General features: G+C 68.5%; 21 protein-coding genes. 7 read left to right on the forward strand and 14 right to left on the reverse strand.

What is annotated here, in order from left to right; translation table 11 throughout:
- Positions 1-45: 45 nt before the first annotated feature.
- Positions 46-1,332 (reverse strand): hypothetical protein, encoded by a 1,287-nt coding sequence (locus KF892_02000; protein ID MBX3623757.1) that lies wholly within the window; start codon positions 1,330-1,332, stop codon positions 46-48.
- Between the two features lie 167 nt (positions 1,333-1,499).
- On the opposite strand from KF892_02000, the gene nadB reads away from it, so the two are divergent.
- Positions 1,500-3,161 carry an L-aspartate oxidase gene (nadB, locus tag KF892_02005; protein ID MBX3623758.1) on the forward strand — a complete coding sequence of 554 codons (1,662 nt, stop codon included), beginning with the start codon at positions 1,500-1,502 and terminating at the stop codon, positions 3,159-3,161.
- Between the two features lie 6 nt (positions 3,162-3,167).
- Here the strand turns inward: nadB and KF892_02010 are convergent, their stop codons facing one another.
- Positions 3,168-3,968, reverse strand: coding sequence for a helix-turn-helix transcriptional regulator (locus KF892_02010; GenBank protein MBX3623759.1), 801 nt, complete (start codon positions 3,966-3,968; stop codon positions 3,168-3,170).
- Positions 3,969-4,056: 88 nt separating this feature from the next.
- Between KF892_02010 and KF892_02015 the strand changes: the two genes are divergently transcribed.
- Together KF892_02015 and KF892_02020 are read left to right on the forward strand one after the other, a co-directional pair.
- Complete coding sequence (locus tag KF892_02015; protein ID MBX3623760.1) at positions 4,057-4,500, forward strand: FixH family protein; 444 nt, start codon at positions 4,057-4,059, stop codon at positions 4,498-4,500.
- A 3-nt stretch (positions 4,501-4,503) separates the two neighbouring features.
- The gene (locus KF892_02020; protein ID MBX3623761.1) at positions 4,504-5,781 is read left to right on the forward strand and encodes a cytochrome-c peroxidase; all 1,278 of its coding nucleotides are present in this window, start codon (positions 4,504-4,506) and stop codon (positions 5,779-5,781) included.
- A gap of 7 nt (positions 5,782-5,788) precedes the next feature.
- On the opposite strand, the gene KF892_02025 is transcribed toward KF892_02020, so the two are convergent.
- From KF892_02025 to KF892_02040, 4 genes are read right to left on the reverse strand one after another with little or no spacing between them, the layout of a single operon-like run.
- The gene (locus KF892_02025; protein ID MBX3623762.1) at positions 5,789-6,757 is read right to left on the reverse strand and encodes a nitronate monooxygenase; all 969 of its coding nucleotides are present in this window, start codon (positions 6,755-6,757) and stop codon (positions 5,789-5,791) included.
- 27 nt (positions 6,758-6,784) lie between these two features.
- Positions 6,785-8,473, reverse strand: a complete 1,689-nt coding sequence (locus KF892_02030; protein MBX3623763.1) for an AMP-binding protein — start codon at positions 8,471-8,473, stop codon at positions 6,785-6,787.
- The gene (locus KF892_02035; protein MBX3623764.1) at positions 8,474-9,295 is read right to left on the reverse strand and encodes an enoyl-CoA hydratase; all 822 of its coding nucleotides are present in this window, start codon (positions 9,293-9,295) and stop codon (positions 8,474-8,476) included.
- A 20-nt stretch (positions 9,296-9,315) separates the two neighbouring features.
- Positions 9,316-10,266 carry a hypothetical protein gene (locus tag KF892_02040; GenBank protein MBX3623765.1) on the reverse strand — a complete coding sequence of 317 codons (951 nt, stop codon included), beginning with the start codon at positions 10,264-10,266 and terminating at the stop codon, positions 9,316-9,318.
- Between the two features lie 155 nt (positions 10,267-10,421).
- Between KF892_02040 and KF892_02045 the strand changes: the two genes are divergently transcribed.
- On the forward strand, positions 10,422-11,240 hold the full coding sequence (locus KF892_02045) for a crotonase/enoyl-CoA hydratase family protein (protein ID MBX3623766.1): 819 nt from the start codon (positions 10,422-10,424) through the stop codon (positions 11,238-11,240).
- Here the strand turns inward: KF892_02045 and KF892_02050 are convergent.
- The 5 genes from KF892_02050 to KF892_02070 all read right to left on the reverse strand — a co-directional run bounded on the left by KF892_02050 (position 11,237) and on the right by KF892_02070 (position 16,082).
- Positions 11,237-11,521 carry a late competence development ComFB family protein gene (locus tag KF892_02050; protein MBX3623767.1) on the reverse strand — a complete coding sequence of 95 codons (285 nt, stop codon included), beginning with the start codon at positions 11,519-11,521 and terminating at the stop codon, positions 11,237-11,239. The genes KF892_02045 and KF892_02050 overlap by 4 nt on opposite strands.
- A 28-nt stretch (positions 11,522-11,549) precedes the next feature.
- A complete protein-coding gene (locus tag KF892_02055) occupies positions 11,550-12,416 on the reverse strand; it encodes a carboxylating nicotinate-nucleotide diphosphorylase (protein ID MBX3623768.1) in 867 nt (288 codons plus the stop codon).
- Positions 12,417-12,423: 7 nt separating this feature from the next.
- A complete protein-coding gene (gene nadA, locus KF892_02060; GenBank protein ID MBX3623769.1) occupies positions 12,424-13,530 on the reverse strand; it encodes a quinolinate synthase NadA in 1,107 nt (368 codons plus the stop codon).
- Positions 13,531-13,708: 178 nt separating this feature from the next.
- Positions 13,709-14,593 carry a hypothetical protein gene (locus tag KF892_02065; GenBank protein ID MBX3623770.1) on the reverse strand — a complete coding sequence of 295 codons (885 nt, stop codon included), beginning with the start codon at positions 14,591-14,593 and terminating at the stop codon, positions 13,709-13,711.
- A 199-nt stretch (positions 14,594-14,792) separates the two neighbouring features.
- A complete protein-coding gene (locus KF892_02070) occupies positions 14,793-16,082 on the reverse strand; it encodes a hypothetical protein (GenBank protein ID MBX3623771.1) in 1,290 nt (429 codons plus the stop codon).
- A gap of 565 nt (positions 16,083-16,647) precedes the next feature.
- Here KF892_02070 and KF892_02075 point away from each other — a divergent pair.
- Positions 16,648-17,091, forward strand: coding sequence for a cache domain-containing protein (locus KF892_02075; protein ID MBX3623772.1), 444 nt, complete (start codon positions 16,648-16,650; stop codon positions 17,089-17,091).
- A gap of 9 nt (positions 17,092-17,100) precedes the next feature.
- Here KF892_02075 and KF892_02080 read toward each other — a convergent pair whose 3' ends face one another.
- The gene (locus KF892_02080) at positions 17,101-17,955 is read right to left on the reverse strand and encodes a helix-turn-helix transcriptional regulator (protein ID MBX3623773.1); all 855 of its coding nucleotides are present in this window, start codon (positions 17,953-17,955) and stop codon (positions 17,101-17,103) included.
- A gap of 89 nt (positions 17,956-18,044) precedes the next feature.
- On the opposite strand from KF892_02080, the gene KF892_02085 reads away from it, so the two are divergent.
- Complete coding sequence (locus tag KF892_02085; GenBank protein MBX3623774.1) at positions 18,045-19,292, forward strand: MFS transporter; 1,248 nt, start codon at positions 18,045-18,047, stop codon at positions 19,290-19,292.
- Positions 19,289-20,995: a thiamine pyrophosphate-binding protein gene (locus KF892_02090; GenBank protein MBX3623775.1), complete on the forward strand. Its 1,707-nt coding sequence runs from the start codon at positions 19,289-19,291 to the stop codon at positions 20,993-20,995. Before KF892_02085 ends, KF892_02090 begins: the two co-directional genes overlap by 4 nt.
- Here the strand turns inward: KF892_02090 and KF892_02095 are convergent, their stop codons facing one another.
- A complete protein-coding gene (locus tag KF892_02095) occupies positions 20,996-21,316 on the reverse strand; it encodes a cytochrome c (protein MBX3623776.1) in 321 nt (106 codons plus the stop codon). It lies immediately after the preceding gene.
- A complete protein-coding gene (locus KF892_02100) occupies positions 21,313-22,536 on the reverse strand; it encodes a sulfite oxidase (GenBank protein ID MBX3623777.1) in 1,224 nt (407 codons plus the stop codon). Before KF892_02100 ends, KF892_02095 begins: the two co-directional genes overlap by 4 nt.
- Positions 22,537-22,781: the final 245 nt, after the last annotated feature.

Genomic DNA, 22,781 nt, shown 5'->3' on the forward strand with positions numbered 1-22,781 from the left:
GGCCGCGCCTTGCAAAGGGCGCGGCCTTTTTCCTTCACGGGTCCTTCAGGTCGATGTGGGAGACGCGTCGAGCACCGCGTCCATGCGGCCGATCTGCAGCCGGGCCAACGTGAGGTTGGCGTGTGTCTTGTCGAGCACCGCATGCAGCGCGAGGCCCGGGTGGTGCGGCACGGTGCGCAGCACCAGGTGGTGCGTGCCGAGCGTGATGGCCGCCTCGGGCAGCGCGTGGCCCATGCCGAGCGTGCGGCTCGCATGCGCCATCGCGCCCAGCAGCGCGGCGCCGTGCTGGCCGAGTTCGATGCCGCCGGGGCGAGCACCGGCATGCAGCACGGCCTGGCCGCTCGCCACGTCGAAGACGGCCACGCTCACCATGCCGGGCAGTTCGATGAGCTGGTGCACGTAGCGGGCGAGCGGGCCGTCGTCGGGCCGCGGCTCGCGCGGGCTGGTCGAGGGCATCGGCTTCATCGCGACCGGCGGGATGACGGGTGGCGAGAGCGGCGTGGGCGCGCTGACGGGGGCGTCTTGGTTGGCCGCACCAGAAGCAGCGCGGCTGTTGGCGCCCGGCAGCGGCGGCAGGCTGCGGCCCGCTTCGGTGTGGATCTGCTCACGCAGGCGGTTCCAGGTGCCGCTGATGAACGACCACGCATCGGCCGGGCGCGTGACCTGCGGCGTGGTGCGTACCGTCACGCCGGTGCCGCGGCCGAGCTCGGTGGCGGTGGTGTTGAGCGCGGTCGAGTTGGCCAGCGGCAGCAGCAGCATGTGCCGGTTGTGCCAGTCGCGCTTGATCATCGCCTCGCGCAGCGGGTCGAATGAAGAGCCCATCAGGTGCGGTGGCAGGTCACCGACCATGATCACGCCGAGGCGGCTGTAGCACAGCAGCACGCGGGCGAGTTCATGGCGTTGATGCGTATCGGCGTCGGTCTCGGTGGTGTAGAGGCGCAGCGACGATTGGCCGGCCGACGGGAAGTCGACGAACTCGAGCGTGGCGAGCGGCGTGCCGTAGCCCTGGCGGCGCACCACGAGCTTCTGCACCGGGCGGCCGCTTGCCGCCGCCACACCCGCGAGCAGCTTGCGCGACGAGGAGGTGCCGATGTCGTGCAGCGCGATGTACTCGGGCTGCAGGTGGTCGAACTGCTGCTGCATCGCCTCGGCCGGGTCGCACGAGACGAAGAGCTCTCGTTGCGTGGGGCTCACCGGGCGGCCGATATCGCGCTGCGCGGGGTCGCTCTCGTCTTCCTCGCGAGGCTGGATCTGCGTGGGCACCGCGGTCTCGGCGCGGGTGGACTGCCATTCGTCGGCCGGGCCGGGAGAGGGGGTGGAGGAGATCGACATGTGGGGTGCGCCTTGCCGGTTCGCCAGTGTAGGCCCGATGTTTCAAAATGTGACGGGTGGCCCGGGCATGTTTTCACACCGCTGGCTGCACGCCCATCCCTAAAGAACACGAAGCCCGGAGAGGCCCGTCGATAGAATCCGGCCCTCTCAGCGCCTCTGCATCACCCATGCCACAAGCCAGCACGCCCGTTCAGCCCACGCTTCCCGTGGTGATCGTCGGAGCGGGGCTTGCGGGCCTCACCGTGGCCTTGCACCTGGCTGACAAGCAGCCCGTGATCGTGCTGGCCAAGCGCAAGCTGAACGAAGGCGCGACGGCCTGGGCCCAAGGCGGCATCGTGGGCGTGCTGGGCACCGACGACAGCATCGAATCGCACGTGCGCGACACGCAGGACGCCGGCGCCGGCCTCGTCGACGAGCACACCGCCCGCTTCATCGCCGAGCACAGCGCAGCGGCCGTCGAGTGGCTGGTGGCGCGCGGCGTGCCGTTCTCGCCCGACCCCGAGGGCCCGCTCGGCCTGCACCTCACGCGCGAAGGCGGCCACGCCGTGCGCCGCATCGCCCACGCGGCCGACGCCACGGGCAAGGCCATCCACGACGTGCTGCTCGAAGAGGTGGCCAAGCACCCCAACATCCAGCTGCGCGAGCGCTGGATGGCGGTCGACGTGATCACTTCGCGCCACCTGAAGCGCGACGAGCAGCCGCATTGCTACGGCGTCTACGCGCTCGACATCGACCACCAGCGCGTCGAAACGCTGGCCGCGTCGGCCGTGGTGATGGCCACTGGCGGCGCCGGCAAGGTCTACCGCTACACCACCAACCCCGACACCTCCACCGGCGACGGCATCGCGATGGCCTGGCGCGCGGGCGCCCGGGTCGGCAACATGGAATTCATCCAGTTCCACCCGACCTGCCTGTACCACCCGCAGGAGCGCAGCTTCCTCATCACCGAGGCCTTGCGCGGCGAAGGTGGCCACCTCAAGCTGCCCGACGGCGCGCGCTTCATGCATGCGCACGACGAGCGCGGCGAGCTGGCCCCGCGCGACATCGTGGCCCGCGCCATCGACTTCGAGATGAAGAAGCATGGTGTCGACAACGTGCTGCTCGACGCCACGCACCTCGGGGCCGAATTCCTCAAGGAACACTTCCCGACGATCTACGCGCGCTGCCTCAAGCTCGGCATCGACATCACCACGCAGCCCATTCCGGTGGTGCCGGCTGCGCACTACACCTGCGGCGGCGTGGTGACCGACCTGCACGGCCGCACCGACATCCCCGGCCTCTACGCCGTGGGCGAGACCACCTACACCGGCCTGCACGGCGCAAACCGCCTGGCGAGCAACTCGCTGCTCGAATGCGTGGTGCTGGGCCGCACCTGTGCCGACAGCATCCTCACGCTCGGTGGCCGTGCTCAGGCCGAGCTGCCGGCCTGGGACGAAAGCCAGGTCGAGAACTCCGACGAGCAGGTGGTGATCTCCCACAACTGGGACGAGCTGCGCCTGCTCATGTGGAACTACGTGGGCATCGTGCGCACCACCAAGCGGCTGGAGCGTGCGCTGCACCGCATCTCGCTGCTGCGCGGCGAGATCGACGACTACTACGGCAGCTTCCGCGTCACGCGCGACCTGCTGGAGCTGCGCAACCTCGTCGACTGCGCGGAGCTGATCGTGCGCTCGGCACTCATGCGGCATGAAAGCCGCGGCCTGCACTTCAGCCGCGACTTCCCGCAGACGCTGCCGGTGAGCTTCCCGACCATCCTGATGCAGCCGGCCGGGCGCACGCAGCGTGGGCCGCAGCCCCGCGGTGCGGGGCCGACGGGGCTCTGGCGATAGCGGGTCTCAGCCCGGCACCAGCGCTGCCGGGTTGATCCCGAACATGCGCTTGAAGGTCCGCGTGAGATGGGCCGAGTCGGCGAAGCCGGCTTCGTGGGCCGCCTCGGTCCAGTTGCGCCCGGCCTGGGCTGACTGGATGGCCGCGTTCAGGCGCAGCCACAGCACGTAGACGCGGAAGCCCGTGCCCGTCTCCTGCATGAAGAGGTGACGCAACCGGCTCGGTGAGAGTGCCGCCGCCTCGGCGGCACTGGCGAGCGTCACGCCGCGGTGCAGCTGCTCGCGGGCGTGGGCGATGGCCTTGGCCACGCGCGTGTCCACCGGCTCGGCGGGCGCCGGCACACCGGCGAGCAACTCGATGGCGTGGCCCGCCGCGGCCAAGGTGGCCTGCGGCGAGGCGTGCAGCACCTGGCGCAGGCCGTCGAGCATCGCGCGCTCCTGCGGGCCGGGCAGCGCCGCGATGGCCGAGCCGCCGAGCCACTGGCGCAGTGCGCGGCCCTGGGCCGTCTCGGGCTCGACGAAGAGGTGCGCCACCGTCGCGCCTTCCACCTCGAACTGGTGCAGGCGGTCGGAGCCGACCAGCGCGCCGGTGAACTCGGTCCACCCGTCGCCTTCGCTGCGAAAGAGACACACGCCTTCGATGGCAAGCGCGATCTGCAGCGCATGGTGGCTGTGCCACTCGGTGCGGCCCTCGCCGCGGCCGATCCAGACGCTGCCACCCGTCCAGAAGAGCACGCGGCCGGTGGCCAGGGCCTTGGCGGCCGGCGGGGTGACCTGGTGCTCGGGTGGCATCGAGGCGGGCAGGTTCATCGGCACGAAGGTCAGCCCTTTCGTTCAATCCGCACGGAGCGCGGCTTCGCAGAATTCTTCCACACGCACCCCTCAACTGGAGACCTCGATGACCCCCTTCGCCTTTCAACTGAAACCCCTTGCACGCACCGCCGCGCTCGCCGCAATGCTGCTGGTCTCGGCCTGCATGTCGCCGCCCGCGAACCTCGACACCTCGCTCGACCGCCCGACGGCCGAAGGCCGCTATCGCATCCGCCTGCAGCCGCCCGCCAGCGCCCCCGCCCTCAACCAGATGCACGCCTGGGAGGTGAGCGTGGCCACGCCCGACGGCCAGCCGGTGCGCCAGGCGCGCATCGCCGTCGACGGCGGCATGCCCCAGCACGGGCACGGGCTGCCGACGAAGCCGCGCGTGACGCGCGAGCTGGCAGATGGCCGCTACCTCATCGAAGGCATGAAGTTAAGCATGACCGGCTGGTGGGAGATCAAGCTCGCGGTGCAAGGCGAGCAGGGGGCCGACAAGGTCACCTTCAACACCGTGGTCAAGGGCAGTTGAACCATGGGCCGCTCGACCCGCCTGATGTTGACTGGCAGCCTGGCCGTGCTCTTGCTGTGCGGCTTCAGCTTCAACCGCACGCCGCTGCGCGACCGCTGGAGCGACGAAGAGCTGAAGCTGCTGGCCTCGATGCAGCTCGCTGCGCTGCCGCCCGCGCCGGCCGACGCGTCGAACCGCTTCGAGCGCTTGCCCGCTGCGGCGGCACTCGGCCGCAAGCTGTTCCATGACGTGCGCCCGAGCGCCAACGGCCAGGTGGCGTGCGCCACCTGCCACGCCGCCGACCGCCAGTTCCAGGATGGCCTGCCCGTCTCGAAAGGCGTGGGCACCGGCACGCGGCGCAGCATGCCCATCGTCGCCGCGGCGCACAGCCCGTGGAAGTTCTGGGACGGCCGCAAGGACAGCTTGTGGTCGCAGGCGCTCGGGCCGCTCGAAGACGCTGCCGAGCATGCGACGACGCGCGTGCAGGTGAGCCGCCTCGTGCGCCAGCACTACCGCGACGAATACGAAAGCGTGTTCGGCCGCCTGCCCGACATGGCGGCGTGGCCTGCCGATGCCGGCCCGCTTGGCACCCCGGAGCAGCGCCGCATCTGGGCGGCCACGCCAGCACCGGTGCAAGCCGAGGTGAACCGCGTGTTCGCCAACGTCGGCAAGGCCATCGCCGCCTACGAGCGCTCGGTGAGCTACGGCGCCTCGCGCTTCGACCGCTACGTGCAGGCCACGCTGGCGGGCGACACGCAAGGCCAGCAGCTGCTGTCGCCGGGCGAGGTGCGCGGCCTGCGGGCCTTCATCGGCCCCGGGCAATGCGCCACCTGCCACAACGGCCCGCTGCTCACCGACCAGCATTTCCACAACACCGGCGTGCCGCAGCGCAACCCGTCGCGGCCCGACCTCGGGCGTGCCAGTGCCATCGCCGCGCTCGCGCGCGACGAGTTCAATTGCCTGGGCCCGCACAGCGATGCCGACAAGACCCGCGGCTGCGAGGAGCTGCGCTTCCTCGTCGACGAGGCCGACCCGACGCTCAAGGGCGCGTTCAAGACGCCGAGCCTGCGCAACGTGGCACTGCGGCCGCCCTACATGCACGCCGGCCAGTTGGCGAGCCTGCAGGCGGTGGTGGCGCATTACGCCGCGTCACCCGCCGCCACGGTGGGCCACAGCGAGCTGGCGCGCGACGGGCACGTGCACGCCGAGCGTCAGCCCATCCGGCTGAGCGACGCACAGCTGCGCGACCTGGTGTCGTTCCTGGAGGCGCTCTCCGGGCCGGTGATCGACCCGGTGCGCTGAGCCCCGCTCAGAGCTTGGCCAGGCGCTCGTGGATGATCGCGTGCGCCTCGGCCATGATGCGGTCGATCAGCTCCTTGACCGTCGGCACGTCGTGGATCAGGCCAGCCACCATGCCGCACGACCACGCGCCGAGGTCCATCTCGCCTTCTTTCATGATGCGCGGGTAGACGCCGGCCACCTCGGCGGCGATGTCTTCGAACTTGATCGAGGCGCCGAGCTCGCGCTCCTTCTGCAGCAGGCGGTCGACGGCCGCGTTCTTCAGCACACGCTCGGTGTTGCGCAGCGGGCGCATCACGAGGCGGGTGTCGAGCTCGCTGGCGGCGACGATCGCGTCCTTCACGTTCTGGTGCACCGGCGCTTCTTTCGTGGCGATGAAGCGCGTGCCCATGTTCATGCCGTCGGCGCCGAGCGAAAGTGCGGCCACGAGCGAGCGGCCATCGGCCATGCCGCCCGAGGCGACGAACGGGATCTTCAGCTCTTCGGCCGCACGCGGCAGCAGGATGAAGTTGGGCACGTCGTCTTCCCCGGGGTGGCCGCCGCACTCGAAGCCGTCGACGCTCACCGCATCGCAGCCGATGGCCTCGGCCTTCAGCGCGTGGCGCACCGAGGTGCACTTGTGGATCACCTTCACGCCGGCTTCCTTCAGCGCGGGGAGGTACTTCTGCGGGTTGTTGCCGGCGGTCTCGACCGCCTTCACGCCGCCGTCGATGATGGCCTTCACGTAACCCGGGTAGTCGGGCGTGTTGACCGAGGGCAGGAAGGTGAGGTTCACGCCGAAGGGCTTCTTCGTCATCTCGCGGCAGCGCGCGATCTCGTTGGCGAGCAACTCGGGCGAGCGCTGCGTGAGGCCGGTGATGATGCCGAGGCCACCGGCTTCCGAGACGGCCGCGGCCATCTCGGCGAAGCCGACGTAGTGCATGCCGCCCTGGATGATGGGGTGCTCGATGCCGAAGAGTTCGGTGATGCGGGTCTTCATGGGAGAGAGTCCTCTGGTGTGGTTGTTTTAGGTCGTGAGGCGCGCGAGGGCGGCCTGCTTGATTTCACGCTTCAGGATCTTGCCGGAAGGCGTGCGGGGGAGCGGTGCGTTCGCGCGCTCGATGTAGCGCGGGATCTCGAACTTGGCGAGATGCCCTTCGAGGAACTGGCGCAGTTGCTCCACGTCGAGCTTGTCGGTGCCGTAGACGGTGGCGCCGACCTCTTCGCCGAGGCGCTCGTCGGGCACCGCGTAGACCGAGGCCTCGATCACCTCGGGGTGCATCACGAGTGCGGCTTCGACGGCGCCGCAGCCGATGTTTTCACCGCCGCGGATGATGAGGTCCTTGATGCGGTCGACGATGTAGAGGTAGCCCTCGGCATCGAGGGTGGCGCCGTCGCCGGTGCGGAACCAGTCGCCGTCGAACGACTGCTTGTTCGCCTCGGGGTTGTTCCAGTAGCCGGTGAAGACCGAGGTGCCGCGCACCCACAGCTCGCCGCGCTCGCCTGGGGGCAGCACACGGCCTGCTTCGTCGGTGACCCGCAGTTCGAGCACCTGCGAGCAGTGGCCGGAGCTGGTGGGGTGGGCGAGGTAGTCCTGGCCGACGATGCCGGCGCCGATGGCGTTGGTCTCGGTCATGCCCCAGCCGATGTTGGGAACGGCTTGCGCGAAGCTCGCATCGATCTGGCGCACCTGCTCGGGCGCGCGTGGCGCCCCGCCGCCGCCGAGCGACATGAGCGTGGCCAGGCTGTACTTGCCCGACTGCGCCACGCGGATCAGGTCGCCCGTGACGGCCGCCGGGCCGCCGAGCGAGGTGAGGCGCTCGCGGTCGATCAGCTCGGCGGCTTTCTCCGGGTCCCAGCGGTACATGCTGGCGAGGCGGCGCTGCAGGCGGTAGCTGCCGAGGTACGACGAATGCAGGCCCGTCACGTGAAAGAGCGGCACCGCGAGCAGCGTGCCGCCTTGCTCGACGGGCTCGGGGCGCACGACGCCGTTGACCTTGTCGAGGATGGCGTAGTCGAGTTCCCACGAGAGCAGGGCTGAGATCACCATGCGGTGCGTCGAGGGCACGCCCTTCGGCCGGCCGCTGGAGCCGGAGGTGTAGAGCATGATGGTGAGGTCGTCGGGCTGCATCGCGACCGGGGGCATCGGCACCTCGCCGAGCGCCGCGGTGGCGGCCTTCAGGTCACGGGCGCCGGCCTTCAGCTCGGTGGCACGCACCGCCAGCACCTGCAGGCCTTCGACAGGCTTCTGCGCAAGCCGGTCGAGCCGCTCCTGGTCGGCCAGCAGCACCTTCGCACCACAGTCGACGAGCGCATAGGCCATGTCATCGGCCTGCCAGTGCGCGTTCATCGCGACGGCCACCGCACCGATGGAGGTGATGGCGCTGAAGGCGATCATCCACTCGGGGTAGTTGCGCATCGAGATCGCCACGCGATCGCCCGGCTTCACGCCGCACTCATGCACCAGCACATGGCCGATGCGCGAGGCCTGCTGCCACGCCTCGCGGAAGGTGTAGCGCTCGTCTTCGTAGATCAGGAAGGGCAGGTCGGTGACGTAGAGCTCGTAGTAGTCGCGCAGCGTGGGCGGTGCGTTCTTGAACGCCTTCACGTGGCGACCGTGGGCGACGATGTCGATCAGCTCGCCGGGCGCGCCGGGCGCCGTGAGTTCGGCGATCGCTTGCGCGCGCGGCATTGGGAGGATCTGGGCGTCGGGCATTCAGCGCCCCTTGAAGACAGGCTCTCGTTTCTCGACGAATGCCTTGGCTGCCTCCTTGTGGTCTTCTGTTTGTCCGCAGTGGATGTGGTGCGTGGCTTCGAGGTCCAGGCACTCGTCGACCGCACCGGCCATCGCGCGGTTGAGGTTTTCCTTCATGTAGCGGTAGGCGACCGCCGGGCCGTTGGCGAGGCGGGTGGTGATCTCGTTGGTGCGCGCGCCCAGGTGGTCAGGTTCGCTCACCCAGTTGGTGAGGCCGAGGCGCAGGGCTTCGTCGGCCGACACACGGTCGGACAGCATGTACAGCTCGCGCGCCTTGGCGGCACCGATCAGCTGCGTCATGAAATAGGTGCCGCCGTAGTCGCCGGCGAAACCGACTTTCGCGAAGGCCGTCGTCATGAAGGCGCTGCTGCTCATGAGCCGCAGGTCGCAGGCCATCGCGAGCGACAGGCCCGCGCCAGCCGCCGCACCGGGCAGCACCGCGAGCGTGGGCTTGGGCATCTTGAAGAGGCGGCCGGCCGTTTCGCGCTGGCTGTGGCGCTGCTGGTGGATGGCCTCGTCGATGGTGCGCTGGCCGACGGTGCCGTCGCCTGCGGCAGCCATGCCCTTCACGTCGCCCCCGGCGCAGAAGGCCTTGCCCGCGCCGGTGAGCACGATGCAGCGCACCTCGTTGTTGAACTCGGCGGCCACGAGCTGCTGCTGCATGGCCTGCAGCATGGCGCGCGAGAGGGCGTTGCGCGCGTCGGGGCGGTTCATCGTGAGCGTGAGCACGCCGCCATGCAGCGTGGCTTGCAGGTCGGGCGTGCCGGTGTCGAGCGTGGTCATGGTGCTGTCTCCTGTCGTCGTTACTTCACGAGGCCGAGTTCGCGCGCATCTTTTTCGTAGTTGGCGTAAGAGCTCTTGAGCGTGGCGCTGTTGAGGATCATCTCGGCGACCTGCGTGCGCGTGCCCGCCTCGAAGACCTTGGTGCGGATCCAGCACGACTCGGTGCGTGCACTTTCGCTGAGCGCGATGATCTCGCGCTCCAGGTCATACGGCTGGCCGACGAAGAGCGGGCCCTTGATCAAGCGGATCTGCTGGCCGGCGAAGAGGCCCACAGCGGGCTGCTTGCCCTTGAAGCCGGCGAGTGCGGAAGTGCTGCCGAGCAGCACGCTGATCATCTCGATCGGGATGATGGCCTTGCCCCAAGGCGACGACGCGCCACCTTCGGCGGTGTACCAAGGCGAGGGCTCGGTGATGACCTTGAGCTTCGAGTTCAGCGTGAAGGGGTAGTAGTCGCCCATGTGCTGGTCGAAGCCCATGGCGATCGTCTCCTTCTGCGCACCTTTTTGCCCCACCTTCAGGTCGCGGTTGATCACGAGGCCGGTGGGCGGGCGCAGCTTGGCGATGCGTTGCGGGATCTCGTGCTGCGCATCGGGCACGTCGCCGACGGAGGCCGTGCCGGTGAGCACCGGTGTGCCGTCCTTCTTCTCGGCCCAGATCTTCACGATCTTTTCGTTGCCCTTCGGCGGCTGAACGAAGGCACGCACCTCTTCGCCTTCGACCACCATGTTCTGGTAGTGCGAGCTGATGCAGCCGGTCTCGAACCAGGCGTTGCCGAAGAGGCTCACGAGCAGCGGGTCGAACTGGCTGAAATGCGTGGGGCCTTCGATGGGGCCGGCCTTCAGGCCGAGGTCACCCGCGGTCTTGTCGTCGTGGATGGAGAGGTGGCCGCCGTAGGTCTGCTCGGCGAGCATCTGGCGAGGTTGGCGCAGGGGGCCGCAGAGGGCGAGGGGCGTGTCGAAGGCAGCGGTCATGGCGTCCTGGCAGCGATGGATGAGAGACGAGGAGCATAGGCTTCGCGATTGGCCATCACAGTCACGCGGGTGTCAGTCGCTGCGGGCGCGATGACCGAAGATGCAGGTCCTTCGCGAGCCTTGCATCGCGCCTCCGCACAAACCCGAATCCGAAAATGGAACTGACCACCACCACACCCTTGCCGGCGCATGGCTGCATCGAGACGCAGGTCGTCGGCAACGTGCTCCTCATCGGCATCAACCGCCCGGCCAAGCGCAACGGCTGGACGCCCGAGATGTTCCGCCAGCTGGGCGAGGCCTACACGCGGCTCGACGACGACCCCTCGCTCTTCGTCGGCGTGCTGCATGCCTTTGGCGACCACTTCACCGCGGGGCTCGACATGCCTGCCGTGCAATCGCACCTGGAGCGGGGCGAGAAGCTGATCCCCGAAGGTCTGGTGGAGCCGCACGACTTCGGCAAGCCCGGCTATCGCCGCCGCACCAAGCCGGTGGTGGCCGCGGTGAAGGGCATCTGCTTCACGGTGGGCATCGAGCTGATGCTCGGTGCCGACATCGTGGTGGCCGGTGAAGACTGCCGCTTCTGCCAGAAGGAAGTGCAGCGCGGGCTGATGCCGGGTGGCGGTGCGACGCTGCGCATGTCGGAGCGTGCTGGTCTGGGCAACGCGATGCTGTACCTGTTGACGGGCGACGAGTTCGACACGCCGACGGCCTACCGGCTCAACTTCGTGCAGAAGGTGGTGCCGAACGCGCAGGTGCTGGATGAAGCGCTGGCGATTGCGCAGCGCATCGCGGCTCAAGCGCCGCTGGCGGTCACGGCCACGCGTCTGAACGCCATCAAGGCGGTGGAAGAGGGGCCGGCTGCGGCCGTGGCTGACTTCGCCGCCATCAGCAAGAAGATTTTCGCGAGCGAAGACTGGGCCGAAGGCGTGCGCTCCTTTGTCGAGAAGCGCCCCGCGGTGTTCAAGGGCCGCTAACTGCGCGCCTTCATGGCGCTGCGCGCTTGGACAAATTCGAACGCGTACTTCACCGCCTCGGCGATGGCCACCTCGTTGTGGGCGCGTTCGTTCTCGGTGAGATAGAAGACGAGGTCAACGTCGTGGCGGATGTAGCGTGGCGGCAGTCGGTTGAGCGCCACGCAGGCCACGTCGGCCAGCAGCTCGCGCGGCACCGTGTAGTTCGCAGACGCGGCCAGCACGGCCTCGAAGATGATCCGCTCGTAGTGGTTGTGGATCGACTCGAAATCAGCAGTGCTCATGGTGGCCTCTCGTGAGCGAGGCCCCGACTCAAAGGCGTTCGAGCACCCGCATCGAATAGTCGACCGCCTTCACGTCCTTGGTCAAGCGGCCAATGGAGATGCGGTCGACGCCGGTGGCGGCAATTTCACGAATCTGGCCGAGCTGCACGTTGCCTGACACTTCGAGCAGCGCACGCCCCTGGTTGACGGCCACGGCTTCGCGCATCAGCGGCTCGGTGAAGTTGTCGAGCAGCACGCTTTGCGCGCCGGCATCGAGTGCCTCGCGCAGCTGTTCGAGGCTTTCGACCTCGATCTGGATGTCGACACCCGAATTCAGCGCCTGCGCCCGGCGCAGGGCCTGCCCCACGCCGCCCGCCGCCGCGATGTGGTTTTCCTTGATGAGGATGCCGTGCCAGAGCGCAAGGCGCTGGTTCTGCCCACCGCCCACACGCACCGCGTATTTCTGCGCCTGGCGCAGGCCGGGGATGGTCTTGCGGGTGTCGAGCACGGCACAGCCGCGCGGGTTGGGCGAGGCGCCGGCGATGGCGTCGACATGGCGGCGCGTGATGGTGGCCGTGGCCGACAGCAGCTGCAGGAAGTTGAGGGCCGGGCGCTCGGCCGAGAGCAAGGCGCGGGCATTGGCCTCGATGTGGCAGACGAGCGTGTCGGGTGTCATCAGCGCGCCTTCGGCCACGTGCCAGTCGATCTTGGCGTCGTTGTCGAGCGCCTTGATGCAGCCGTCGAACCACTCGCGGCCGCACAGCACCGCTTCTTCGCGCACCAGCACGCGCGCTTTCACCCGCTGTGCGCCGGGCACGAGCATCGCCGTCCAGTCATGGCGGCCGATGTCTTCGCTCAGCGCATCGTTGATGTTGCGTTCGCGGGCTTGCTCGAGGGTTTCGTTCTTGTCGTACATGGCTGGCTCAGGCGGCGCCGATGTTGGGCACGAGGCCGGGTTTCTGGGTGGCGGTGGGGTTGCGCTTCACGAAGTCGAGCATGCGGTCGATGCAGCCGAGCGCCTGGCTGCGGATCGGCTCCTCGACGTGAATCTCACCCGTGCCGTTTTCCAGGCAGCTCACCACGCCTTGCAGCGCGTTCATCGCCATCCACGGGCAGTGCGCGCAGCTCTTGCAGGTGGCGCTGTTGCCGGCGGTGGGCGCTTCGATCAGCGTCTTGCCCGGCGCGAGCTGGCGCATGCGGTGCAGGATGCCGTTGTCGGTGGCGACGATGTAGGCCGGTGCGTTGCCCTGCACCACGGCGTTGAGCAGCTGCGAGGTCGAGCCCACCACGTCGGCCTGCTTGACCACGCTCTCGGGCGACTCGGGGTGCACCAGCACCATCGCGCCGGGGTGCTGCGACTTGAGCAGGTCGAGCTCCAGGCCCTTGAACTCGTCGTGCACGATGCAGGCGCCGTTCCACATCAGCATGTCGGCATGCGTCTGCTGCTGGATGTAGCGGCCGAGGTGGCGGTCTGGGGCCCAGAGGATCTTCTCGCCCTGGTCCTTCAGGTGCTTCACGATCGCGAGCGCGCAGGAGCTCGTGACCATCCAGTCGGCACGGGCCTTCACCGCGGCGCTGGTATTGGCGTAGACGACGACCTTGCGGTCGGGGTGGGCGTCGCAGAAGCGGGCGAAGTCGTCGGCGGGGCAGCCGAGGTCGAGCGAGCAGGTGGCGTCGAGGTCGGGCATCAGCACGCGTTTCTCGGGGCTCAGGATCTTGGCGCTCTCGCCCATGAAGCGCACGCCCGCGACGACGAGGGTCTTGGCGGCATGGTCGCGGCCGAAGCGCGCCATCTCCAGCGAGTCGGCCACGCAGCCGCCGGTTTCCAGGGCCAGGTCCTGCAGGTCGCCGTCGACGTAGTAGTGGGCGACGAGCACGGCCTGGTGCTTGGCAAGCAGCGCCTTGGCGCGCTCTTTCCAGCTCTGCCGCTGGTCGGGGGTGAGGGGCTCGGGGACTTTCGCCCAGGCATGGGCGGTGCAGCTGGCGCCGGTGGCGTCTTGCCGCGTGTAGTCGAACAGCACTTGGCTCATGGCTGGGTGTGAGGTGATCCGCGGCGCGCACGGGGGCGGTCATGGTAGCCCAGCACCGGGGTTGCCGCAGCCGTGTGGCTGGCCGACTTGCTCGTCCGGCGAGGGGTCGTCATGAAGAAAAAAGGGTGCGGGCCTTGCGGCTCGCACCCGAAGGGACGACAGCTCAGAAAAACTCAGTTCATGGCGTGGCGAAACCGGCCAGCCAGTTCAGGTTCGCTTTCAGGCCCCAGTGGGTGGAGCCGTTGCGCCAGGTGGTGTCGAGGACGTCGGCACTGCCCGCGCAGCCGCCCGCGGCGCGCTGGTAGCAGTGGTCGGCCGAGAGGTCGCCGACAGCGGTGTCGCGGACCATGATCCAGCCGCTGCCGTTGCCGCTCAGGCATTCGTAGGCAAGGGCGCCGCAGGTGCGTCCGGCGACCGACTCGGACGAGCCGCGCACGGTGGTGGCGGTGCCGCCGGGGAAGATGTCGCTCTGGCCGTTGACGATGCGCAGGTTGTCTTTCGGCAGCTTGTAGTTGCCCGGCGTCATGCACGAGGTCATGCCGTAGACGGTGTAGAGGGTGTGCGAGCCCATGCCGTAGGCGGCCCGCACGCGGCTGTCGTAGTTCTTCGCGTTGATCGCGATCACCGAGCCCTGGCTGAAGCCGGCGACGACGATGCCCTTGCTGCAGTCGGCGGTGCTGCGTGCGCAGAGCTTGGCGACGGCGCTGCTCGAGCTGCCGCTGTTGTAGATGTACTTCGCCTTGGCGAGGATCTGCGAGCAGGTGCCGAAGAGGCTGCTGTCGTATTGCACGGCCGCGGCGACGAAACCCTTGGCCGACATCTCGGCCACGGCAGCCATGGCCTGGCCGTTGTCGTAGCTCTCGGTGGTGCCGACGGTGTAGATGAAGACCGGGTGCTTGCCGGAGGCGGGCTCCGTGCCCTTGATCCGGTAGGTGGTGAGCCCAGCGCTGTAGGTGGCGCTGAAGTCGGCCGCCATGGCCTGCGCGCCGAACAGGGCGCCCCCCGCCACGCCGACGATGCCGGCGAGGCGTTTCAGGGTCTGCAGGGAAGTCCTTGTGTCCATGCGATCTAGTTTTGCACGACGGTGCAAAAGATTGGCCTGTGACTTACCCGATCAGGGTCGGAGAGGGTTGTTTTTGCCCGCTTGGAGCGCTATTTTTGATCGACCGTGCATAAATCACGGATCGCTCTCAGGGCGCACGGCCCTCAGGCGAAAAAAAGCGCCACGGGGGTGGCGCTGGTGCCTCGAACGCCGCAGAGGGTCAGCCCAGGCTTTGCTCCGCTTCCATCAGCTTGTAGCGCGCCAGTGCAAGGTTGGTGCGCTGCTTGTCGAGCACGGCGAAGAGGAAGAGACCCTTGTGACGCGCTGCGTTGCGCATCACATGGTGGCGCGGCCCGGCGCTCGTCATCACCTCGTCGATCTCGGTGGTGAGGCCCAGCTGGCGGGCGACATGCTGGTGCGTGCGCAGGAGTTGCGCGCTGGCGGCGGCCGCGAGGTCGAGGTCGACCGGCTGGTCCTTGCGCTCCTGCTTGGCCAGGATGAGGCCGGAACTGGCGTCGACCACGGCGCAGGCGTAAAGCCCGTCGAGTGCCGACAGCACCTCCAGGGCGCGCTCGGCGAGTGCCGGGTCCAGCAAGGGGCGGCGCAACGGGACGGTGGCGTCATGGGCCGTGGCCGGGGCCGAGACCGGCAACGACACCTTGGCGCCGGCAACAGTCGAGCCGGTGGGGGAGGAGAGGTCGGCGACCTTGATCTGGAAGCCGTCGAGCCCCGGCGCCAGCGCGGGCGGCGGCCCCCACACGGGCTCCTTCTTAACCCGGTTCCACATGCCCAGGAGCGAATTCCACACGGCCGATGCGCTGGTCAGCGCCTCGTTCAGCACTTGCACCTTCAAGCGGGCGGGCCACTCGATCATGCCGATCTTGTTGGCGATCCACACCGCGTTGGGCGGCAGCATGAAGAGCAGGGTGGGGCAGCGCCAGTTGGCATGTCGCACGGCGGTTTGCAGGGTGTCGAGCATCTCGTCGATGGCGTGCGGCTGCATGGCACCGACGATCACCGCCGTCATGTGGCTGCGCTCCATCAGCGCGAGGGGCACGGCGGCGTTGGCGGTGCCGGGCGCACGCACGTCGGCGTGGTAGATGCGCAGCATGTCTTCGTTGCGGCGCTCGAGCGTGGTGCGCTCGATCGTCGCGAGCGTGCGCAGCGTGCCTTGCTCGCGCAGGTGCAGCCGCTCGATGGGCCGGCCGCTGGCGTCGGACAGGGCCTTGATCACGGCGCTCGCCCACACGGCGGTCGGGTCGTAGAGCGCGATCAGGCGGGTGGCGGTTTCGAGGTCGGCGCGGGTGGCGGTGAAGTGGTCGCGGATCGCCTGCGCGGGGGAGCCTGAGACGACGAGGTCGCGCTGGTGGCTGTCGACCATCTGCCCGCGGTCGTTGACCTCGGTGGCCACGCTCTCGAGGATGGCGGTGGCGGCGAATCCGTGGTCCGGATCTTCTGGCGCGGGGTTGCCGCGGATGGTGCGCAAGTCACCGAAGAGCGAGCTGAGCATGTCGTGTACTCCCGTACCTCGCGCCGTGGGCGGCGCTGTTGATGCGGGAGTCTAGGCTCGTCCCGCCCCCGCAACATCCCACGGTTTGCAACCAGTGGTTGAAAAGGGGGCATTGGTTTGAGGGGGCGGGCTCAGGAGGGGCCGTGTCGGAAAGAAGGCGCGCGGTGGTTTTGTCATTGATACCAAATACCCACGGCGCGATTGCGGCAGGGTATCTGTGCGATGTCATCTGTTTCCAGAAGAAAAAATGATCGGCTGTGCGAATATGCGCAGATACCATCTATTTTGCGCTGCAACATGAGATTGGCGGCGGTCGAGAAGGTGGCGATGAACGAGTTTCCGAATTTCCAATATTGAACCTGCGCTGACAGGGGCTGAGGCCATCGAGCCCGCTCCTGCCCGCGGCGGAAACCTCGACGGAAACGTCACCCCCGAATTTGAATGTGTGGGTTTCTCCATATAGCGGAGAGGCCTTCCCATGCCCATTTAATCAATGAAATGGGTTAACTCGCGTCGCCGTCACTCTCTCGGCGATATTCCCCTCGATGTCAGGAAGGACATAACCATGAAGAAGAAACTGTTGGCCACCGTTGCGGTGAGCGCCTGGGTCGCAAGCGGCTCGCTCTTCGCCGCCGCCCAAGGCAGCGCGAGCGATGCCAAGTCCATGCTGCAGAAGGCCGTGGCCGCGATCAAGGCCGACAAGGCCAAGGCGCTGAACCAGATCGCGCTCGGCGAGAACGGCTTCCGCGACCGCGATCTCTACCCCTTCTGTGGCGGCCCCGACGGCAACTTCAGCGCCCACCCGCAGCTCAACGGCAAGAGCATGAAGACGCTCAAGGCGCAAGACGGCGAAGCGCTGGGCATGCGCCTGTACGACTCGGCCAAGGAAGGCGAGATCAACGAGATCGAATACCAGTGGCCGAAGCCGGGCGGCAAGGACCCGGTCACCAAGGTGAGCTACGTCACCAAGGTGGGCGACCAGGTGTGCGCGGTCGGCTACTACAAGTGATCGGCAAGATCAGCTGAAGAAGACGCTCGGTGGCGCGCCCACCGAGCGCCTCACCATCGCGGTGAACGCACTCGGGCTCGCATAGCCCAGCTCCGCCGAGATCACCGCCATCGGCACCTTGCGCGCCGCCATCGTGAGCGCCTTGGCCAGCAGCACCTGCTGGCGCCACTGCAGGAAGGTCGTGCCCAGCTCGCTGCGAAAGAGCCGCGCCACCGTGCGGGCGCTGGCGCCGGTTTCGGCAGCGCAGGTCTCGAGCGTGCTCCAGCGGGTTGGGTCGTCGAGCACCGATTCGCACAGGGCGCGCAGGCGCTTGTCTTGCGGGAGGTCCACGCCGATGGGCACCTGCTGCGCGCGGCGCAGCTCGTCGAGCACGAGCGCGATGAGGTGCTGTTCGCGCGGCTCGGGCCGCTGCCCGGGCGAGAGCGCACCGGGCTCCAGGCCGAGGTGCATCACCAGTTCACGCAGCAGGCTCGACACCTCGATCACCCGGCACTGGTGCCACGGCGAATCGGCGCCGGCATCGATTTCGGGGCCGATGTGCCGCTCGTCCTGGTGCAGGTAGAGCGTGCGGATCTCGGCGTCTTCGACCACGTTGACGGTGTGCTCCACGTGCGGCGGGATCCACACCGCGCGCGAGGGCGGCACGATGTAGGTGCTCTGGGTGGCCGTCATGCGGATCACGCCCGTCACCGAAAACGCCAGCTGGCCCCAGGGGTGGCTGTGCGGGTCGATGTGGGTGTCGGCTGCGAGGCGGCGCATCTTGGCGCGCACCGGGTGCTCGGCGGTCGGCGCGTAGCGCAGCGGGTCGACGGGCGGCACGCTCGTGTGGCGGCGGCTGACATGGGTGACGGTCTGACGGCGCATGTCTGTTTCTCGATAGAAATTGACGAACTATCGTAACTCTGTCGATCTGCCCACGCCTAGAGTGCTGCCATCGCATTCACGCCGTTCCCATGACTTCCGCATCCATTTCCCTGTCGCAAGACGCGAAGACCATCAGCCTCATCGGCCTGGCGCATGGCACCTCGCACTTCTTCCACATGCTGCTGGCGCCGCTGTTCCCGCTCTTCATCCGCGATTTCGGCTTCAGCTATTCCGAGCTGGGGCTCCTGGTGTCGGTGTTCTTCGTTGTTTCGGGCGTGGGGCAGGCGCTGGCGGGCTTTCTGGTCGACCGTGTTGGCGCACGGCCCGTGCTCTTCGTCGCGCTGAGCTGCTTCGTGCTGGCCGCGCTGTCGGTGGCCACGGCGCAGAGCTACACGGGGCTGATGCTCGCTGCGATGCTCGCGGGCCTGGGCAATTCGCCTTTCCACCCGGTCGACTTCACCATCCTCAACAAGCGGGTGTCGCAGCCGCGCCTGGGGCATGCCTTCTCGGTGCATGGCATCACCGGCAACCTGGGCTGGGCGGCGGCACCGGTGTTCCTGGCCGGCCTCACGGCAGCCACCGGCTCATGGCGCATTGCCGCCGCGGGCATGGGGGTCTGGGCGCTCTTCGTGATGGCCGTGCTGTGGGTGCACCGCGAGGCGATCGATGACCGCGCCGGCAGCTGGGCGCATGAGGGTGCCGCGGCCAAGTCGGCGGCGCCGGTCAACGAGCATCCGCTCGCCTTCCTGCGCCTGCCGTCGGTGTGGCTGTGCTTCTCGTTCTTCTTCTGGTCGACGGTGTCGCTGAGCGCGATCCAGAGCTTCGCGAGCCCGGCGTTGCAGAAGATGTACGACCTGCCGCTGTCGATCACCGCCTTCGTCGTCACCGGCTACATGCTGTGCGGTGCGGCGGGCATGGTGGTGGGTGGCTTCCTCGTGAGCCGCACGCAGCGCCTGGAACGCATCATCGGCTTCTGCCTGATGGGCGCGGCGGTGCTGCTGGCGGTGGTGGCCTCGGGGGCGCTGCCGGGGTTGCTGGCGTGCGCGGTGGCGTCGCTGGCCGGCTTCGGTGTGGGCCTCGCCGGCCCGTCTCGCGACATGCTCATCAAGCAGGCCGCACCTCCCGGGGCGACGGGGCGCGTCTACGGCACCGTGTATTCCGGACTGGACCTGGGCTTCGCGATCGCGGCACCCGTCTTCGGCGCGTTGCTCGACCATGGTTCGCCTTCCGGCGTGTTCTTTGGCTCGGCGCTGGCGCTCGTGCTGGGGGTGGCCTCGGCGTCGCTGGTCGGCATCGGCATTGCACAACTGCGCGGGGCCCGTAAAGTCGCCGCATGACGACTTCTTCTGCACGCCTCGCCGGCCACGCGCTGGTGGAGGCCCTGGTGGCGCAGGGCGTGGGCACGGTGTTCGGCGTGCCCGGCGAGAGCTACCTCGCCGCGCTCGACGGCTTCCACGAGCACCGCGACAAGATCCGTTTCATCGCCTGCCGGCAAGAAGGCGGCGCGGCCTTCATGGCCGAAGCGCAGGGCAAGCTGACCGGCCGCCCCGGTGTGTGTTTCGTGACGCGCGGGCCGGGCGCGACGAACGCCAGCATCGGCCTGCACACCGCGTTTCAAGACAGCACGCCGATGGTCCTCTTCATCGGCCAGGTGGCGAGCGACCAGCGCGACCGCGAAGCCTTCCAGGAGGTCGACTACCGCCAGATGTTTGGCCCCGGCACGCTCGGCTTCGCCAAGTGGGTGGGCGAGGTGCACGACGCCGACCGCCTGCCCGAGTACATCTCGCGTGCTTTCCATACCGCGATGCAGGGCCGCCCCGGCCCGGTGGTGCTGGTGCTGCCGGAAGACATGCTCACCAAAGCGACGCGTGCCCCAGTGCTTCCCCGCGCCGAGCCCGCGCAGGCCTGGCCCGCACCCGGTGGCTTGCGCGACGTGCGCGCAATGCTGCTTGCCTCTGAGCGACCCTTCGTCATCGTGGGCGGTGGCGGCTGGGACGCCGCCGCCTGCGCCGCGATGCAGCGCTTCGCCGAGAACTGGAAGCTGCCGGTCGGCTGTGCGTTCCGCTTTCAAGACGTGTTCGACAACCGCCACCCGCAGTACGCCGGTGACGTGGGCATCGCCATCAACCCCAAGCTGGCCGAGCGCATCCGCCACGCCGACCTCGTGCTCGCCATCGGCCCGCGCCTGGGCGAGATGACGACCAGCGGCTACACGCTCCTGCAGCCGCCGCGGCCTGCGCAGAAGCTGATCCACATCCACGCCGGGCCCGAAGAGCTCGGCCGTGTGTATGCGGCCGACCTGCTGCTGCAATCGTCGATGGCGAGTGCCGCCAAGGCCCTCGAAGGGCTCACCGCACCCCCGCAGCTGCCGTGGAACGAGTGGACGGAGCAGGCCCACGCCGACTACGAAGCCAACCACGTCTCGCAAGACGTGCAGCCGCTCGACATGGCCGTCGTCATCAAGACGATCCAGCGCCTCGCACCCGACGACACCGTCTACACCAATGGCGCCGGCAACTACGCCGGCTGGCTGCACCGCTACTGTCGCTACCCCGGCCTGCAGCACCACGGCCGCACGCAACTGGCACCGACCTCCGGCGCCATGGGCTACGGCGTGCCCGCGGCGGTGGCGGCGTCGCTGTTGTATCCCGAGCGCACGGTCGTCAACATCGCCGGCGACGGCGACTTTCTGATGACCGGCCAGGAGCTGGCCACCGCCACCGGCTACGGCGCCCGGCGCCTCATCAGCGTGGTGGTTGACAACGGCACCTACGGCACCATCCGCATGCACCAGGAGCGCGAGTACCCCGGGCGCGTGAGCGGCAGCGACCTCTTCAACCCCGACTTCGCGGCACTGGCGCGCGCCTATGGCTGGCAGGCCTGCTCGCTTTCGAAGACCGAGGAGTTCGAGCCGGCCTTCGCCGAGGCGCTGGCGGCGCAGCGGCCGACGCTGCTGCACCTGAAGCTCGATGCCGACGTGAGCACCTCGCGCAGCACGCTCACCGCGATTCGCAACGCGGCGCTGGCCCGCAAGCCCTGATCAGCGCGGCGCGCCGGCCGCTTGCGCCACGTAGCGCGCCAGCAGCGCGAGGTCTTTCTCGGAGAGCTTGTCGCGAAACGACGGCATGACGCCGAGCCCGTTGAGCATGGCCTGCATGACGCGGGCTTCGTCGGGCCGGAGCTCGTCGAGCACCGGGCCGATCTCGCCGGTGGCGCCGGCATCGCGCAGGGTGTGGCAGGTGGCGCACGAGGGGGCCGCGCCGCTCGTGAAGAGCTTGCGGCCGGCCTCGCGTTCATCTGCCAGCGCGGCCAGGCTGGCCGCGGCCAGGGCGGCCGCGGCGATGCGCTGCCGCGTGTTCACGCAGCGACGACGGTCACGGCGTGGTCGGCCCAGCTGTTGTTGCCGTAACCGGACACGTTTTCCTCGCGCTGCTGCGGCTGCACCTGGCCGGCTGCGTCGGTGGCGCGGCTCACGAGCGTGTGGGTGCCGGCCGGCAGGTTCGCCTGGATGGCGAACTGGCGCCATGCGAAGGGGCCGAGGTCGGGGCCGACCAGCTTGGCATCGCGCCAGGTCTTGCCGCCGTCGGTCGACACCTCGACGCGCTTGATCGGCGAGCCGCCGCTGAAGGCGACGCCAAGGATCTGCGCCGGGCCGGCCGCGAGCTTGCCGTCGCCCGAGGGCGTGTTGATCCACGACTTCACGTTCATCAGCAGCACCGAGGCCTGCGACGGCTCGGCCTTCTGGCCCATCGGCGTCATGCGGTAGCCGTGCGACATGATCTTGGCCTTGCTCTCGCTCGGGGTGAGCGCGATGCGCTTGACGTACTTGATGTTGTTGACGCCCTGGTAACCGGGCACGACCAGTCGCAGCGGGCCGCCGTGGGCCACGGACAGGGGTGTGCCGTTCATTTCCCAGGCCAGCATCGCGTCTTGCAGCGCGGCGATGGGCACCGAGCGCTCGACCACCACGCTCAGCGGGTCGACCCCCTCGGGCAACTTTTCGCCGCCCGTGCCGGTGAGGTACAGCATGCCGCTCTGGGCGCCGCCCAGGCGCTCGATCACCGACTTGAGCGGCACGCCCGCCCAGATCACGCAGCCGGCCGCGCCCACCTTCCACGGCGTGCCGCTCGGCTTGTGCGGGAAGAAGCCTCGGCCATTGCCGCTGCACTGGAGCACGGTGGCAACCGTGCTGAAGTCAATGGTCTTCAGCTGGGCCAGCGTGAGCGTGCCGGGCTTGGCGACGCCTTCGAAGGCGACTTGCCAGGCGTCGCGGTCGGCGAGCACGCTCTCGGACATGGCCGGGAGGTTGTTGCGCACGTAGAGGCGCTCGACGGGGGTGACGAGGCTCGCACCCATCGCGCTGCGCTTCGTCTCGAGCGTGCTGCTGCTGTGGATGATCAGGCTGTCGGCGTCCTTCCAGGCGGCATAGGCCGGCAGCTTCGGAGCGGCCGGCGGGACGGCAGGCGCCGGTGCGGCGGCGGTGGTCGTAGCGCCCGTGGCACAGCCGGCCAGCGGGGCGGCAACAAGCGCGGCGCTGCCCGCGAGGAGTTGACGGCGGCGAACATCGGTTGGCATGGACATGGCGGTCGATCGCTCCAAAAGAGTGGAAAACAGAGAGGGTTCTGGAAAACCCGCAGTGGCAACGCGGGCTTGCGGACTGACGGGCGCGAAGCATAGCCAGCTCGCCGGGATACGCCAGACGGCTGAATCTATTGCTTACACCTTACTCGACCGGAGGTGTCAAGCGATAGCGGGTGCTGCCGAAAATAACGAACGCACAAGAAGGTGCTGCCTTTGCAAAGAAGGCAGGTTCAAAACGCCGCACA

The sequence above is a fragment of the Rhizobacter sp. genome (assembly GCA_019635355.1).
GTDB lineage: Bacteria > Pseudomonadota > Gammaproteobacteria > Burkholderiales > Burkholderiaceae_C > Rhizobacter.